Source organism: Kribbella sp. VKM Ac-2566 (genome assembly GCF_004366005.1).
GTDB lineage: Bacteria > Actinomycetota > Actinomycetes > Propionibacteriales > Kribbellaceae > Kribbella > Kribbella pratensis.
Genome location: NZ_SODT01000013.1, coordinates 148,377 through 162,594, shown reverse-complemented (window position 1 = coordinate 162,594; position 14,218 = coordinate 148,377). Strand labels below are relative to the sequence as shown.

At 69.3% G+C, this 14,218-nt stretch carries 15 protein-coding genes; 8 read left to right on the top strand and 7 right to left on the bottom strand.

Annotated elements, in window-relative coordinates; genetic code table 11:
• Positions 1 to 36 precede the first annotated feature (36 nt).
• From EV647_RS31440 to EV647_RS31425, 4 genes are all read left to right on the top strand, one after another.
• Positions 37 to 1,104 (top strand): cyanophycinase, encoded by a 1,068-nt coding sequence (locus tag EV647_RS31440; RefSeq protein WP_134009445.1) that lies wholly within the window; start codon positions 37 to 39, stop codon positions 1,102 to 1,104.
• A complete protein-coding gene (gene cphA, locus EV647_RS31435; protein ID WP_134009443.1) occupies positions 1,101 to 3,905 on the top strand; it encodes a cyanophycin synthetase in 2,805 nt (934 codons plus the stop codon). The genes EV647_RS31440 and cphA overlap by 4 nt, the downstream gene beginning before the upstream one ends.
• 115 nt (positions 3,906 to 4,020) lie before the next feature.
• Positions 4,021 to 4,443 carry a copper chaperone PCu(A)C gene (locus tag EV647_RS31430; protein ID WP_238177489.1) on the top strand — a complete coding sequence of 141 codons (423 nt, stop codon included), beginning with the start codon at positions 4,021 to 4,023 and terminating at the stop codon, positions 4,441 to 4,443.
• The gene (locus EV647_RS31425) at positions 4,440 to 5,606 is read left to right on the top strand and encodes a Dyp-type peroxidase (protein WP_134009441.1); all 1,167 of its coding nucleotides are present in this window, start codon (positions 4,440 to 4,442) and stop codon (positions 5,604 to 5,606) included. Before EV647_RS31430 ends, EV647_RS31425 begins: the two co-directional genes overlap by 4 nt.
• On the opposite strand, the gene EV647_RS31420 is transcribed toward EV647_RS31425, so the two are convergent.
• From EV647_RS31420 to EV647_RS31400, 5 genes are read right to left on the bottom strand one after another with little or no spacing between them, the layout of a single operon-like run.
• Positions 5,592 to 6,449 (bottom strand): hypothetical protein, encoded by an 858-nt coding sequence (locus EV647_RS31420; protein ID WP_134009439.1) that lies wholly within the window; start codon positions 6,447 to 6,449, stop codon positions 5,592 to 5,594. The two genes, EV647_RS31425 and EV647_RS31420, sit on opposite strands and share 15 nt — an antisense overlap.
• A 51-nt stretch (positions 6,450 to 6,500) precedes the next feature.
• Positions 6,501 to 8,195 carry a Mur ligase family protein gene (locus tag EV647_RS31415; protein ID WP_134009437.1) on the bottom strand — a complete coding sequence of 565 codons (1,695 nt, stop codon included), beginning with the start codon at positions 8,193 to 8,195 and terminating at the stop codon, positions 6,501 to 6,503.
• The gene (fabI, locus tag EV647_RS31410) at positions 8,195 to 8,971 is read right to left on the bottom strand and encodes an enoyl-ACP reductase FabI (RefSeq protein ID WP_134009435.1); all 777 of its coding nucleotides are present in this window, start codon (positions 8,969 to 8,971) and stop codon (positions 8,195 to 8,197) included. The genes EV647_RS31415 and fabI overlap by 1 nt, the downstream gene beginning before the upstream one ends.
• Before the next feature lie 24 nt (positions 8,972 to 8,995).
• The gene (gene fabG, locus EV647_RS31405; RefSeq protein ID WP_134009433.1) at positions 8,996 to 9,700 is read right to left on the bottom strand and encodes a 3-oxoacyl-[acyl-carrier-protein] reductase; all 705 of its coding nucleotides are present in this window, start codon (positions 9,698 to 9,700) and stop codon (positions 8,996 to 8,998) included.
• A gap of 59 nt (positions 9,701 to 9,759) precedes the next feature.
• Positions 9,760 to 9,972, bottom strand: a complete 213-nt coding sequence (locus EV647_RS31400; RefSeq protein ID WP_133788218.1) for a dodecin — start codon at positions 9,970 to 9,972, stop codon at positions 9,760 to 9,762.
• A gap of 73 nt (positions 9,973 to 10,045) precedes the next feature.
• Between EV647_RS31400 and EV647_RS31395 the strand changes: the two genes are divergently transcribed.
• Positions 10,046 to 10,417 (top strand): DUF3099 domain-containing protein, encoded by a 372-nt coding sequence (locus EV647_RS31395; RefSeq protein WP_134009430.1) that lies wholly within the window; start codon positions 10,046 to 10,048, stop codon positions 10,415 to 10,417.
• A gap of 190 nt (positions 10,418 to 10,607) precedes the next feature.
• Complete coding sequence (locus tag EV647_RS31390; protein ID WP_134009428.1) at positions 10,608 to 10,829, top strand: hypothetical protein; 222 nt, start codon at positions 10,608 to 10,610, stop codon at positions 10,827 to 10,829.
• 71 nt (positions 10,830 to 10,900) lie between these two features.
• Here the strand turns inward: EV647_RS31390 and moaA are convergent, their stop codons facing one another.
• Positions 10,901 to 11,914 (bottom strand): GTP 3',8-cyclase MoaA, encoded by a 1,014-nt coding sequence (moaA, locus tag EV647_RS31385; protein WP_134010324.1) that lies wholly within the window; start codon positions 11,912 to 11,914, stop codon positions 10,901 to 10,903.
• 78 nt (positions 11,915 to 11,992) lie between these two features.
• Here moaA and EV647_RS31380 point away from each other — a divergent pair, with 78 nt between their 5' ends.
• Positions 11,993 to 12,778, top strand: a complete 786-nt coding sequence (locus tag EV647_RS31380; protein ID WP_238177488.1) for an SURF1 family protein — start codon at positions 11,993 to 11,995, stop codon at positions 12,776 to 12,778.
• A gap of 92 nt (positions 12,779 to 12,870) precedes the next feature.
• Complete coding sequence (locus tag EV647_RS31375; protein WP_134009426.1) at positions 12,871 to 13,644, top strand: SDR family oxidoreductase; 774 nt, start codon at positions 12,871 to 12,873, stop codon at positions 13,642 to 13,644.
• A 72-nt stretch (positions 13,645 to 13,716) separates the two neighbouring features.
• Here EV647_RS31375 and EV647_RS31370 read toward each other — a convergent pair whose 3' ends face one another.
• Entirely contained in the window at positions 13,717 to 14,190 is a 474-nt protein-coding gene (locus EV647_RS31370) for a carboxymuconolactone decarboxylase family protein (protein ID WP_134009424.1), read from the bottom strand.
• Positions 14,191 to 14,218: the final 28 nt, after the last annotated feature.

Here is a 14,218-nt window from a genome sequence, read left to right as displayed (position 1 = left end):
GCGGTGCGGGGCGGTGTGAGCACCTATTCTTCGCGTATGTCTGATGTGCAGGGTGGGGCTGGAGCCCTGTTTGCTATTGGTGGTGCCGAGGACAAGCTGAAGAAGCGGACGGTGCTGCAGGAGTTCGTCGACGCGGCGGGTGGGTCCAAGGCGCGGATCGTGGTGGTGCCCACCGCGTCCGCGCTCGGGCCCGACGTCGTCGACGTGTACCGCGCGCTGTTCGCGGCCCTCGGCGCCGAGAGTGTGGTCGGCGTCCGCCCGGAGAACCGGGAGGACGCCGACGACCCGGCCTTCATCGCCCCGCTGCACGACGCGACCGGCATCTTCATGACCGGCGGCAACCAGCTGAAGCTCGCGGGCGTCGTCACCGGTACGGCGTTCGGCCGCGCGGTGACCGCCGCTCATGCGCGCGGCGCGGCCGTCGGCGGTACGTCGGCCGGCGCGAGCATCCTCGCCGAACACATGATCGCGTTCGGCCGCTCCGGCGCCACCCCACGCCAGCGGATGAGCCAGCTGTCCAGCGGACTCGGCCTGGTCCAGGGCGCGATCGTCGACCAGCACTTCGCCCAGCGGAACCGGTACGGCCGGCTGCTGTCGCTCGTCGCCCAGTCCCCCGGCCTGCTCGGGATCGGCGTCGACGAGGACACCGCGGCGGTCGTCCGCGGCACCCACCTGGAGGTCGTCGGCCGGGGCGCGGTGACGATCTTCGACGGCACCCGGATCACGTCGAACGCCCACAACGCCAAGCGGTCCGAGCCGATCCTCGCGTCCGGCGTCGTACTGCACGTCCTTCCGGCGACCGCGACGTTCGACCTGCAGAACCGCGTGCTGCTGTCGTACGGCCCGCAGCCGCCGGCAGAGGAGATCGCCGAGATGGCGGCCGCCGAGGCCGACCTGCGCAAACTCGCCAAGGAGATCGCCGCCGAGGGCGTGTCGCCGCGGTACTACGAGGAGCGCAAGCGGCGGGCAGGACGCCGTACGGCGAAGTCCGCCAGGTCCGCGATCGGGGCCGGGGAGTCCAGACCGGGGGCGACCGAGCCGATCACGGCCGGCGCCGAACCCGACTCCCCCGACCCGACGCGAGCAGACAACGGAACCCCATGACCGAAACGCACGGCACCCCGGCCCCCGACCTGAAGATCATCGAGACCCGCGTCTACCGCGGCCCGAACATCTGGAGCTACGACCCCGCGATCCACCTGGTGGTCGACCTCGGCTCGCTCGAGAACTTCCCGTCGAACACCATCCCCGGCTTCACCGAGCGACTGCTCGCCGACCTCCCCAGGCTCGACCAGCACCATTGCTCGCGCGGCCGCAAGGGCGGGTTCATCGAGCGCCTGCACGAAGGCACCTGGCTCGGCCACATCACCGAGCACGTCTCGCTGCAGCTCCAGCAGGAGGCCGGCCATGACATGCGCCGCGGCAAGACGCGCCAGGTCAAGGGCTCGCCGGGCGTCTACAACATCATCTACGCGTACGCCGACGAACCTGTCGGGCTCGCGGCGGGTGAACTCGCCGTACGGTTCGTGAACAACCTCGTCCAGCCGGATCCGGCGTTCGACTTCACCACCGAGCTCGAGAAGTTCATCAAGCAGGCCGAGCGAACCGCGTTCGGCCCGTCCACGCAGGCGATCGTCGACGAGGCGGTGTCCCGGGACATCCCGTGGATCCGGCTGAACAAGGCCAGCCTGGTCCAGCTCGGTCAGGGCGTGCACGCGAAGCGGATCCGGGCCACCATGACGTCCGAGACCGGGTCGATCGCGGTCGACGTGGCCAGCGACAAGGACCTGACCACGCGGCTGCTCGCCTCGGCCGGCTTGCCGGTGCCGCGGTCGGAGTCGGTTCGCACGGTCGAGGACGCCGTCTCGATCGCCAACAAGATCGGCTACCCGGTCGTCTGCAAGCCGCTCGACGGCAACCACGGCCGCGGTGTCTGCCTGAACCTGCAGGACGCGGACGCGGTCCGGGAGGCGTTTCCGATCGCGGCCGAGCAGTCCCGGCGCGGCTCCGTGATCGTGGAGAACTTCGTCACCGGCAAGGACTACCGGTGCCTGATCATCAACGGCCGGATGGAGGCGATCGCCGAACGCGTGCCCGCGCACGTGGTCGGCGACGGCATCCACACCGTGGCCGAGCTCGTCGACATCACCAACGCCGACCCGCGGCGCGGTGTCGGGCACGAGAAGATCCTCACCCGGATCACGATCAACAACGCGGCCCGGCAGCTGGTTCGCGACCAGGGTTACGAGCTGGACGACGTACCGCCGGAGGACGTGATGGTGAAGCTCACGCTCACCGGCAACATGTCCACCGGCGGGATCTCGATCGACCGGACCTGGGAGGCGCACCCGGAGAACGTCGAGATCGCCGAGGAGGCGGCCCGGATGATCGGGCTCGACATCGCCGGTATCGACTTCATCTGCCCGGACATCACCCAGCCGGTACGGGAGACCGGCGGCGCGATCTGCGAGGTGAACGCGGCGCCCGGGTTCCGGATGCACACCAACCCGACGATCGGCGAACCGCAGTACATCGCGAAACCGGTGGTGGACATGCTGTTCCCGCCCGGCGCGGTCAGCCGGATCCCGATCGTCGCGGTCACCGGAACGAACGGCAAGACGACCACATCCCGGATGATCAGCCACGTCTTCAAGGGCATGGGCCGCAAGGTCGGTATGACGTCGACCGACGGCATCGTGATCGACGAGCGGCTCGTGATCCGGCAGGACGCGTCCGGCCCGAAGTCCGCCCGGATGGTGCTGCAGAACCCGCGCGTCGACTTCGCGGTGTTCGAGGTGGCACGCGGCGGGATCCTGCGCGAGGGTCTCGGGTACGAGCGCAACGACGTGGCCGTCGTACTGAACGTCCAGCCTGATCACCTCGGTCTGCGCGGGATCGACACGCTCGAGCAGTTGGCCGATGTGAAGGCCGTCCTCGTCGAGGCGGTGCCGCGGACCGGGTACGCCGTACTGAACGCCGACGATCCGTTGGTGCGGAAGATGCGCCGCAAGTGCTCGGGGCAGGTCGTGTGGTTCAGCATGGCCGAGCCGGGCAGCGAGGTCCGCGACTACATCGAGGGGCACTGCCGTCGCGGCGGGCGGGCCGTGGTGCTGGAGCGCTCGGACCTGGGCGACATGATCGTGGTGAAGCACGGGCGCCGCTCGATGCAGCTCGCGTGGACGCATTTGCTGCCGGCAACGTTCGGCGGGCGGGCGATGATGAACGTGCAGAACGCGATGGCGGCGGTCGCGGCGGCGTTCGCGGCGGGTGCACCGTTGCACGACATCCGGCAGGGACTGCGGACGTTCAACACGTCGTACTACCTGTCGCCGGGCCGGCTGAACGAGATCGACGTCGACGGGCGCAGCGTGATCGTCGACTACTGCCACAACGCGCCGGCGATGCGGATGCTCGGCGACTTCGTCGACCGGCTCGGGGAGAGCCTGAGCGCGTCGTCCGAGGTCGGCCGGCCGTCGCGGATCGGCGTGATCGCGACCGCGGGCGACCGGCGCGACGACGACATCCGCGAACTCGGCGAGGTCGCGGCGCAGCACTTCGACGTGGTCATCGTCCGCGAGGACGCCCGGCTGCGCGGGCGCAAGCGGGGCGAGTCCGCGGGACTGGTGCAAGCCGGCGTACGGGCCGCGATGGAGGGCGGCGCGCGATGCCGGCGGGTGGACGTCGTACTCGACGAGCTCGAGGCGGTCCGGTTCGCGTTGGAGCGGTCGAACCCGGGCGATCTCGTGGTGCTGTGTGTCGATCAGCATCAGTCGGTACTCGCGGAGCTCGAATCGGTGTCGCACCTGGCGCAGGCCGGGGCGCGGTCCGGTGACGAGGGTGGTGACCCCGACTTCGTGCAACCCGACGAAGAGATCACAGAGGAGACGCCGCGGGAACTTGCCTAGGGCAAGTCTCGTTGGCCGTTGCGTGAAGACGAAGTTGCTGATGGCTGCGGCGGTGGTCACGTTTCTGGTGTCGTCGTGTGGTTCGACGGAAAAGCCGGCCACTCAGGAGGCGGCAGTGACATCTCCAGGCGTGCTGGTCGAGGACGCGTGGGTGCGGGCGACGACCGGCGCGAAGGACACCACGATGACGGCCGCGTTCCTGTCCCTGACCAATCCCGGCGACACCGACGTGAAGTTGACCTCGGCAACTTCACCGGTCGCCGGAGTGGTGCAACTGCACGAGATGGCGATGCAGGACGGCAAGATGGTGATGCGCGAGAAGGCCGGCGGCATCACCGTCCCCGCCGCCTCCCACGCCCATCTCTCCCCCGGCGGTGACCACATCATGCTGATGTCGCTGAAGCAGCCGCTGAATCCCGGCGACGAGGTCCCGCTCACGCTCAAGTTCTCCGACAACACCACCCACGACCTCAAGGTCCCGGTCAAGGCGTTCACCGAGGAAGAAGAGCACTACCACCCGACGCCCAGCACCAAGTGACCACCAGACGTCAGTTCTTCGGGTACGCCGGTGCGGCCGCCGCAGGCGCCGCGGCCACCGGTGGCGCTGTCGTTGCTCTCGACAACAACAGCGACACCGGGACGCCCGTCGCCCGGACCATTTCGCCGTACGGCGACCATCAAGCCGGGATCGCCCGCAGCGCGCCGGCGGTGGCCGAGTTGGTCAGCTTCAAGCTCGGGACCGATCGGGCCGGGCTCGGACGGCTGATGCGGCTCTGGACGAGTGATCTCGTCGCGCTGGCCGATGGGCGGGCGGCACCTGGGGACACCGCGCCCGAGTTGGCGGTGGCCAACAAGAGCGTGACGGTGACGGTCGGGTTCGGGCCGCGGGTGTTCGAGGTGACCGGGCAGCGGCCGCCCGGGCTCGACGACCTGCCGGTGATGAAGCACGACAGGTTGCAGCCTGCCTGGTCAGGCGGTGACCTGCTGGTGATGGTCGGCGCGGACGACGCGGTCAGCGTGGTGCACGCAGTACGGCGATTGATCGCGGACGCGAAACCGTTCGCGACCCCGCTCTGGCGCCAGACGGGCTTCTGGGACAGCACCGGCCCAGACGGCGAACCGGTCACCGGCCGCAACCTGTTCGGGCAGGTCGACGGCACCGGCAATCCCGTCTTCGGTACGCCGGACTTCGACCGGACCGTGTGGTCCGCCGACGGCCCCGACTGGTTCCGCGGCGGTACGACGCTCGTCGTACGGCGGATCCGGCTGAACGTCGACACCTGGGACGAACTCACCCGCTCCGAGCAAGAACGCGCCATCGGCCGCAAACTCTCCACCGGCGCGCCGCTCACCGGCACCGCCGAGCACGACGAACTCGACCTCGAGGCCCGCGACGCCGACGGCCGGCTCGTCATCGCGCAGAACGCGCACGCCCGCCTCTCGCACCACAGCGAGAACGACGGCCGCCGAATCTTCCGCAAAGGCCTGAACTACGTCCACGACACCGGCGCGACCCGCGAGTCCGGCCTCATCTTCCTCAGCCACCAGGCCGACGTCGCGGGACAGTTCCTCCCGCTGCTCGCCCGCCTGGACGCGGTCGACGCCCTCAACGAGTGGACGACCACCATCGGCTCGGCCGTCTTCGCCCTCCCGCCCGGCTTCCAGCCCGGCGGGTGGCTCGGGCAGTCACTCCTGAGCTGACGGCACGCTGGGACGCCGCGGCAGGAGGCGGCGGCGGGGTTCCTCCTGGTCGATCCAGTCGAGATCGTCGGACAGTACGGCGTCGTTCGACTTGTCGGCGTACGGATCGATCGGCGGCGGTGGCGGCGGGAGGGCGCGCAGCTTGAGCGCCACCATCGGGATCGCGAGCAGGATGCCGACCGCCATCCACGGCCAGTACTCGCGCAGCAGCGGCTCGAACGACTGGAAGAACGCCTCGGTCGACGCGTCACCGACCGCGTCCATCGGCTTCCCGGTCGACTGGCTGACCAGCCGGACGGACGCGACGATGCCGAAGCACACCAGGTAGAACCCGGTCAACGGGATCCAGGACCCCACCGACCGCCAGCCGCGCTTCCAGCAGGCGACGTAGAGCAGGATCGCGAGCCCGGCGCCGACGAGCAGACCGTTCAGCTGCCACAGCCACCGCCAGTCGGCCAGTTGCTCAGCCGGCCGCAGCGCCGTCCAGGCCACCGGCAGCGCCAGCGCGAACGCCGCGACCACCGAACTCCTGGCGCCCAGAGCACCGAAGAACCCGCCGAGAGCGCTTGCCACCAGCAACGTAACCAGCAGATCTCCGAATGAGCTCCCGGTCAACCACCACATGCCCGCGGCAACGATCAGCACGACGGGTACGGCGATCCGGATCCGCCCGATCAGCAGCCCGGCCAGCACGCCGCCGGCGAACCCACCGAGCACCACCAGATCGATCCGCGGCGGCACGAAGTACGTCGTACCCTCCGGCAGCCCCTTCAGATACGTTGCGGAGAAGCCGCCCACGAACCAGGCGACCACCGCGGCCGGAACCGACCACAGGTAGCGCATCACACAACCCCGTTCCCACCCTGGCTGTGCCACGGAACGGCGGCGGCAGGGCTAGTGCTGGGCTCTCTCGACCTTGCTCTTCAAGGTCTCCGGTGTGTCGACAGTAGCTCCCTCGGACCGCAACCAGCCGTCAAGACTCGCCCGATCCTGCAGAGACATGACCGCCACCACATCGCCCGCCCGCGCCTCGGCGACCAGCGCCTGCGCCGCCGCCAACTCGGTCGGGAACGCCGGTACGTCGTCCACGCCGACCGACGCCGCACCCTCGCGGAACACCGCCTCGAGCTCCTCCGGCGGCCGCCCTCGCAGGTAGTCGCTCTTGTGGCCGATCGCGATCCGGTCGGTCGCCCGCGCGCCCATCGCACCGAGCGTCGCGACCATGTCGTCGGCCCGGTCCCCCGGCGATCCGAGCGCCAGCATCAGCCGTCCGCCGGCCGGCCGGACGCCGTTCATGATCTCGAGCAGCGCCTCCAGTCCGGCCTCGTTGTGCGCGAGGTCGATGACGACGGTGAAGTCGCGCAGCGAGTACATGTTCATCCGGCCGGGGTTGTTCTCGTTCGGCGCGAACGAGCTCAGACCCTCGATCACGGCCGCCCGCGGCAGCCCGAGCCCGAGCGCCGCCGACGCCGCGGCCAGCGTGTTCTCGACGTTGTAGTGCGACAGGCCGGACAGCGTCATCGGTACGTCGGCGACCTTGAGCAACGGCTCCGGGTCACGGGACGTGTCGAGCACGGTCACGAACCCGTCCAGCACGGTCGTCGCCCGGCCGCCCTCGTCGAGCACGGTCCGGATCGACGGCGAGTCGGGGTCGCGGGAGAACACCCAGCACTTGGCGGGCGAGCCGAGCCGCATCGCGAACGTCCGCGGGTCGTCGCCGTTCACCACGCACCAGCCGCGCGGGCGGGTGATCTGCGTGATGACCGCCTTCACCTCGGCGAGCTGGTCCACCGTGTCGATCCCGCCCAGCCCGAGATGATCGGCGGACACATTGGTGACCACCGAGACGTCGTTGTACGCGACGCCGATCCCGCGGCGCAGGATCCCGCCGCGGGCAGTCTCGGTCACCGCGAGCTGGATGCCCGGCTGCGACAGCACCTGCCCGGCGCCGCTCGGACCGGAGAAGTCGCCGTACTTCACGAGCTCGCCGTCGAAATACACGCCGTCGGTGCTCGACCAGCCGACGTGCAGCCCGGCGGCGCGGCCGATGTGCGCGATCATCCGCGACGTCGTGGTCTTGCCGTTCGTCCCGGTCACCGCGACCACCGGCACCTTCGGCCGCAGCGTCGGCGGCGGGTTACCCGGCGGCTCGTCCCGCACCCGGTCCCCGACGCTGTGGATCAGTTCGCTCAAATCATCAGAGTGATCAGGGCCGAAGGCGTCCAGCACCTCGACGATCGCCGCCCCGAGTGCCCGCGCCCGTCCCTCGTGAGCCCACGGGAAGGCCACCACGAGCCGCCGTACGTCGGACTCCGGGCGAACCCGGACGCCGATCCGCCCGATGCCGGCCTCCCGGGCGATCCGCCGTACGACGTGACCGACGACCCGGATCGCGAACCGCTGCCGGAACCCCGACCCGATCCGCCCCGGCCGGGTGGCACCCAGCCCGATCGCCTGTGCATACGCCTTCGCCGCCGGAGCGGGCGCGTCGGCGATCGCCGACACGTCCAGCGTCAGCTTGATCGCGGCCCGGCTGAAGTAGAGATTGGCGCCGTCGAGAACGCGGAGCTCCACCAGAGAAGTTGCCACTACGCTCCCATCGCGTGGTAGCCGCCGTCGACATGCACGATCTCGCCGGTGGTCGCGGGAAAGAAGTCACTGAGCAGGGCGACGATGGTGCGCCCGGTCGGCTCCAGGTCGGACGGGTCCCAGCCCAGCGGGGCACGGTCCAGCCACGGCTCCTCGAACTTCTCGAAGCCCGGGATCGCCTTCGCGGCCAGGGTCTTCAGCGGGCCGGCCGACACCAGGTTGCAGCGAATGCCCTGCGCACCGAGGTCGCGCGCCAGGTACCGGTTCGTGGACTCGAGAGCGGCCTTCGCCACCCCCATCCAGTCGTACCCGGGCCACGCCACGGTCGCGTCGAAGGTCATCCCGACGACGCTGCCACCACGGCTCATCAGCGGCGCGCAGGTCACGGCAAGCGCCTTCAGGCTGTACGCCGACACGTGGACGGCCTGCGCCACGTCGTCCCACGGCCCTTCGAGGAATTTGCCGCCGAGGATCGTCTCCGGGTTGCCGTAGGCGATCGAGTGCACCACCCCGTCCAGCCCGTCGACGTGCTCACGGACGGCGTCCGGCAGCGCGGCCAGGTGCTCCGCGTTCGTGACGTCGAGCTCCAGCACCGGAGGCTCGGTCGGCAGCCGTTTCGCGATCCGCTTGGTGATGCTCAGCGCGCGGCCGAAGTTCGAGATCAGCACGGTGGCGCCTTGTTCCTGCGCCACCTTGGCCGTGGCGAAGCCGATCGACGAGTCGAGGGTGACTCCGGCGACCAGGATCCGCTTGCCGTCGAGGATGCCCACCGGCATTCCCTTTCTAGAGTGACTGTGTTTTCAGTTGCCCATGCCGATGCCGCCGTCGACCGGGATCACCGCGCCGGTGATGTAGCCGGCCTCCTCCGACGACAGCCACCGGACCGCGTTCGCGATCTCCTCGGTCAGGCCGAAGCGGCCGAGCGGGATCTGGCTCAGGTACTGCTTCTGCGTCTCCTCCGGCAGGACCGCGGTCATGTCGGTCTCCACGAAGCCTGGCGCGACCACGTTCGCGGTGATGCCGCGGCTGCCCAGCTCGCGGGCGATCGAGCGCGCCATGCCGATCAGGCCGGACTTGCTCGCCGCGTAGTTCACCTGGCCCGGCGAACCCAGCAGGCCGACCACCGAGGAGATGAACACGATCCGGCCCTTGCGCAGCCGCAGCATGCCCTTCGCGGCCCGCCGGGCAACCCGGAACGAGCCGGTGAGGTTGGTCTCGATCACCGAGTCCCAGTCGTCGTCGGACATCCGCAGCAGCAGCGTGTCGCGGGTGATGCCGGCGTTCGCCACCAGCACCTCGACCGGCCCGTGCTGCTCCGCGATCGTGTCGAAGGCGGCGTCGACCTGTACCTGGTCGGTGATGTCGCACTTCACGCCGAGGAAGCCCTCCGGCGGCGGGCTGGTGTTGTACGTGACAGCGACCTGGTCGCCCGCCTCCTTGAACGCGGTCGCGATCGCCAGCCCGATCCCCCGGCTACCGCCGGTCACCAACACAGACCTACCCACAAGCGCTCCTCACATCGTCGACGGAGGAACGCTATCCCACTGCCGCGGGGCGTTCCGACTTAGGAGTCTTCGAGGCGGAAGCCGACCTTCATGGTCACCTGGTAGTGGTCGATCTGGTTGTCCTCGATGTGGCCGCGGATCTCGCTGACCTCGAACCAGTCGAGGTGCCGCAGGGTCTCGCCGGCCCTGGCGATGCCGTTGGTGATCGCCTGGTTCAGGCCCTCTTTCGAGGTGCCCACGATCTCCGTGACCCGGTAGGTGCGATCGGTCATGACGAACCTCTCTCCATCCGGCTGCGCCCGAACGCGCGGCGCGGCGTACCGTTGCTATTGGTGAGGAGGATAGATGTCGAAACGCCATGAGCGGAGCGACGCGACGGTCGTCTCGGTGACGAGTGCGCAGCCGGGCCGGTCCGAGGATCTGGACAGCCGGATCGTGCGCTACGCCTGGATGATGTCGATCCGGATCGTCTGTTTCGTCCTCGCCGTCGTCACCCCGTCCCCGTGGCGCTGGCTTTTCGTGGTCGCAGCGATCGCCCTGCCGTACTTCGCGGTGGTGCTGGCGAACGCCCATCGGTCCGCGACGACGCCCGCCGCGGAGCCGTACGTGGCGCCCGCGAGGCCCGCGATCGGGGACCGTCCGACGGTCGTCGTACCGGCCGACAGCGACACCCCTCGGGACACTTCTCAGGACCGTCCGGCCGACACCGAAAAGTGATCTTGGCCGGGACTGGAAAACTTGGACTGATCCGTGTCAGAATCTCCCGCGTGCCTTGAAGTTCATGAGTGGAATTCAGGGACTTGATGCGGCGTCGGACGGCTCCCCCCGTGGCTGTCCGACGTCGCTTCATTTTGCCCAGGCTATTGATTATTGAGGCATCAGGAATGCAGAGGAATGACACCCGCGGATGACCGAAGAAGCCGCACCGACCGCACCGGCCCTGCCGACCACCTGCTCCGCCAGGGGCTGCGGGAACCCTGCTACCTGGGCGCTGCTGTGGAACAACCCGAAGATCCACACTCCCGACCGGCGTAAGACCTGGCTGGCCTGTGACGAACACAAGGACAGCTTGTCCGACTTCCTCGACCGGAGGTCATTCCTGCGCGAGGTCGAGCCATTCAGCGCATGACGTTGTTTTGACGACGAGCTCGCCCGAGTGGCTAGCGAAAAACTGCATTTCCGGATTGGGCCGGTATGCGCTCAACCGCCGATCGCGGACATCGGGCGGGACGGTTGCAGGAAGCTCGGGTCGTTGATGCCGTGACCCGGAAGTTTGTTGAGCATCGCACGACGCCAGCGGTCGGCCAGTTCGGCGTCGTCGGCCCCGGCCCGCAGCGCGGTCCGCAGATCGGACTCGGTGCGCGCGAACAAGCAGTCCCGGACCTGTCCGTCGGCGGTCAGCCGGACGCGGTCGCAGTCGCCGCAGAACGGGCGCGTGACGGACGCGATGATGCCGACGGTCTGCGGTCCGCCGTCGACCAGGAACGACTCGGCCGGTGCACTCCCCCGCTTCGACGCGTCGTCCGGCGTCAGGTGGAACCGCTCGGTGAGCATGCCGAGAATCTCGTCCGCGGTGATCATCGTCGACCGGTCCCAGCCGTGCTGCGCGTCCAGCGGCATCTGCTCGATGAACCGCAGTTCGTAGCCGCGCTCGAGGCAGAACTCCAGCAATTGCGGCGCACCCGAGTCATTCACGCCGCGCATGAGGACCGCATTGACCTTCACCGGCGTCAGACCGGCGTCGTGCGCGGCCTCCAGCCCGGCAATCACGTCCTGCAGACGGTCCCGCCGGGTCAGTTTCTTGAACGTTTCCTGGTCGACCGTGTCGAGGCTCACATTCACCCGGTCCAGGCCGGCGTCCTTCAGCGCGACAGCCTGCCGCGCGAGGCCGAGCCCGTTGGTCGTCAGCGACACCTCGGGGCGCGGCGCGAGTTCCGTCGTACGGCGGACGATGTCGACCAGGCCGCGCCGGAGCAGTGGTTCGCCGCCGGTGAAGCGGATCTCGTGCACGCCCAGGTGCGTGACCGCGACCGACACCAGGCGGACGACCTCGTCGTCGGTGAGCAGTTCGGGCTTCGCGAGCCAGTCCAGGCCCTCTTCCGGCATGCAGTACGTGCAGCGCAGGTTGCAACGGTCCGTGAGCGACACCCGCAGGTCGGTCGCGGTCCGGCCGTAGCGGTCCGCCAGACCGGTTCGCGTCCCGTCCTGGATCATCGCCGCCTGGATCGTCGTCACGCCCCCAGCGTACGTGCCGCGCGTCGGCGGTTTCAGGGGATGGCTTAAGTTCGAGACGTGGGTCGTCTCCTGAACCTCCGTTGGATCGTCGCCGCGCTGGGTGTACTGGTGCTCGCCGGCGTCTGCGTGCAGCTCGGTCGCTGGCAGCTGCACCGCCTCGATGAACGTAAGGCCCGCAACGAGGTGACCCGGACCAACCTGGCCGCCCCGGCGGCCCCGATCGACCAGATCCTCGGTCCGCCGGGCGTCGTCGGCGACCAGCACGCCTGGCGCACAGTCGTCGTCAAGGGCCGGTACGACGCCTCGAAGCAGGTCGTCCTGAAGTACCGCAACGTCCAGGACAAGCCCGGCTTCGAGATCGTCACGCCGCTCGTCCTCGCAGACGGGAAGGCGTTGCTGGTCGACCGCGGGTTCCTGGCCCGGCAGAGCTCGGAGCTGATGCCGCTGCACGTTCCCGCCGTCCCGGCCGGCGAGGTGACCGTCACTGGCCGCCTGCAGCGCAGCGAACGCGGCGGCCACACCAACGGCGGTACGCCGGACGACGGTACGGCGCGACTCATCAACGGCCCGGACTACGCGAAGGTGCTCGGGCTCGACCTGTACGACGGCTACGTCACCGTGGACAAGCAGGAGCCGGCGAACGACCCGGCGTTCGGCTCGTTCCCCGGTCCGGAGATCGACGACGGGCCGCACTTCTTCTACGCGTTGCAGTGGTTCTTCTTCGCGCTGCTCGCCCTCGGTGGGCTCGTCTACTTCTCCCGGCAGCAGGCGACCGGCAAGCCCGCGGAACAGCAGGCCGAAGCCGTCGAACGACCGGAGGCCCGCGCCGGAGCGCCGGACTGAGGACTGCCGGTACTGCTCGTTGCCTTGCGCAACGACGGTTCTTGCCGTGGGCACGAGATGCGCCGCGCAGTGCGGTGGGGCAGGATGGTGTTGTGGACCTCGGACTGCGTGATCGCACCTACATCGTCACCGGCGCGAGTGCCGGACTCGGCTTCGCCACTGCCAAGGCGCTGGCCGCCGAAGGCGCCCGGCTGGTGATCTCGAGCCGCAACGAGGAGTCGATCGCGCGCGCCGCGGCCGAACTGAACGCGTTGCCAGGGCCCGGCGGGAACGTCGTCGGGATTTCCGTCGACAACGCCGACCCGGACAGCGCGGAGCGGCTGGCCGCGACCGCGATCGCCAAGTGGGGCGAGCTGCACGGCGCGCTGATCAGCGTCGGCGGACCGCGGGCCGGGACCGCGCTGGACACCGACGAGGAGGACTGGCGGTCGGCGTTCGACAGCGTGTTCCTCGGCGGGTTGCGGATCGCGCGCGCGGTCGCCCGGGCCGGCGCCGAGGACACCTCGATCGCGTTCGTGCTCTCCTCGTCGGTGAAGTCCCCGATCGCCGGACTGGCGATCTCGAACGGTCTCCGGCCCGGCCTCGCGATGGTGGCGAAGACGCTCGCCGACGAGCTCGGCCCGAACGGGATGCGGGTGAACGGCCTGATGCCGGGCCGGATCGCGACCGACCGCCTCAAGGAGCTCGACGGCAAGTCGGGGGATCCCGAAGCCGCCCGGCGTGCGTCCGAGAAAACCATCCCGCTGCGCCGTTACGGCTCGCCCGACGAGTTCGGCCGGGTCGCCGCGTTCGTCCTCTCCCCTGCTGCGTCGTACGTCACCGGCGCCATCATCCCGATCGACGGCGGCGCCCTCCGCACGTTCTGACCCGTTGCCCCCGCGATTGGAGGGTTGCCCCCTGAGATTTTCGGGGGGCAACCCTCCAGTTCAGTGGGCAGGTCAGCCCCACTGGCCGGGGACGTAGTCGCCTGCGGGCTGCTGGGTGATGACGTTCAGGCGGTTCCAGGTGTTGATGCCGGCGATTACCGCGACCAGGGCGCCCAACTGCTCCTCGTTGTAGTGCTTGGTGGCGTTCAGCCACACGTCGTCGGAGACTCCGCCGGCGGCGTCGGCGATCCGGGTGCCGGCCTCCGCCAGCGCGAGCGCGGCGCGTTCGGCCTCGGTGTAGACGGTGGCCTCGCGCCACGTCGCGACGAGGTTGATCCGGACCGGGGTCTCGCCGTGGTGCGCGAGATCCTTCGAGTGCATGTCGACGCAATAGGCGCAGCCGTTGATCTGGCTGACCCGTAGCTCGACCAACTCGAGCGTGGTCAATGGGACCCCGACGGTGGTCGCGACCCGGGCCGCGCTGTTCAGGTGCTTGATGAACTTGGTGAGGACGGGGTTGGTGAACAGGTCCAGACGAGCGTCCATAACAGGTGTCTCTCCTTGCGAATGAGCG

What these genes read in the sequence shown, in the direction of transcription:
- EV647_RS31440 (WP_134009445.1), top strand. Translation starts at nt 37, where the DNA reads ATGTCTGATGTGCAGGGTGGGGCTGGAGCCCTGTTTGCTATTGGTGGT.
- cphA (WP_134009443.1), top strand. Translation starts at nt 1,101, where the DNA reads ATGACCGAAACGCACGGCACCCCGGCCCCCGACCTGAAGATCATCGAG.
- moaA (WP_134010324.1), bottom strand. Translation starts at nt 11,914, where the DNA reads ATGATCCAGGACGGGACGCGAACCGGTCTGGCGGACCGCTACGGCCGG.
- EV647_RS31370 (WP_134009424.1), bottom strand. Translation starts at nt 14,190, where the DNA reads ATGGACGCTCGTCTGGACCTGTTCACCAACCCCGTCCTCACCAAGTTC.
- EV647_RS31400 (WP_133788218.1), bottom strand. Translation starts at nt 9,972, where the DNA reads ATGACCGATCGCACCTACCGGGTCACGGAGATCGTGGGCACCTCGAAA.
- fabI (WP_134009435.1), bottom strand. Translation starts at nt 8,971, where the DNA reads ATGCCGGTGGGCATCCTCGACGGCAAGCGGATCCTGGTCGCCGGAGTC.
- EV647_RS31395 (WP_134009430.1), top strand. Translation starts at nt 10,046, where the DNA reads ATGTCGAAACGCCATGAGCGGAGCGACGCGACGGTCGTCTCGGTGACG.
- EV647_RS31420 (WP_134009439.1), bottom strand. Translation starts at nt 6,449, where the DNA reads ATGCGCTACCTGTGGTCGGTTCCGGCCGCGGTGGTCGCCTGGTTCGTG.
- EV647_RS31390 (WP_134009428.1), top strand. Translation starts at nt 10,608, where the DNA reads ATGACCGAAGAAGCCGCACCGACCGCACCGGCCCTGCCGACCACCTGC.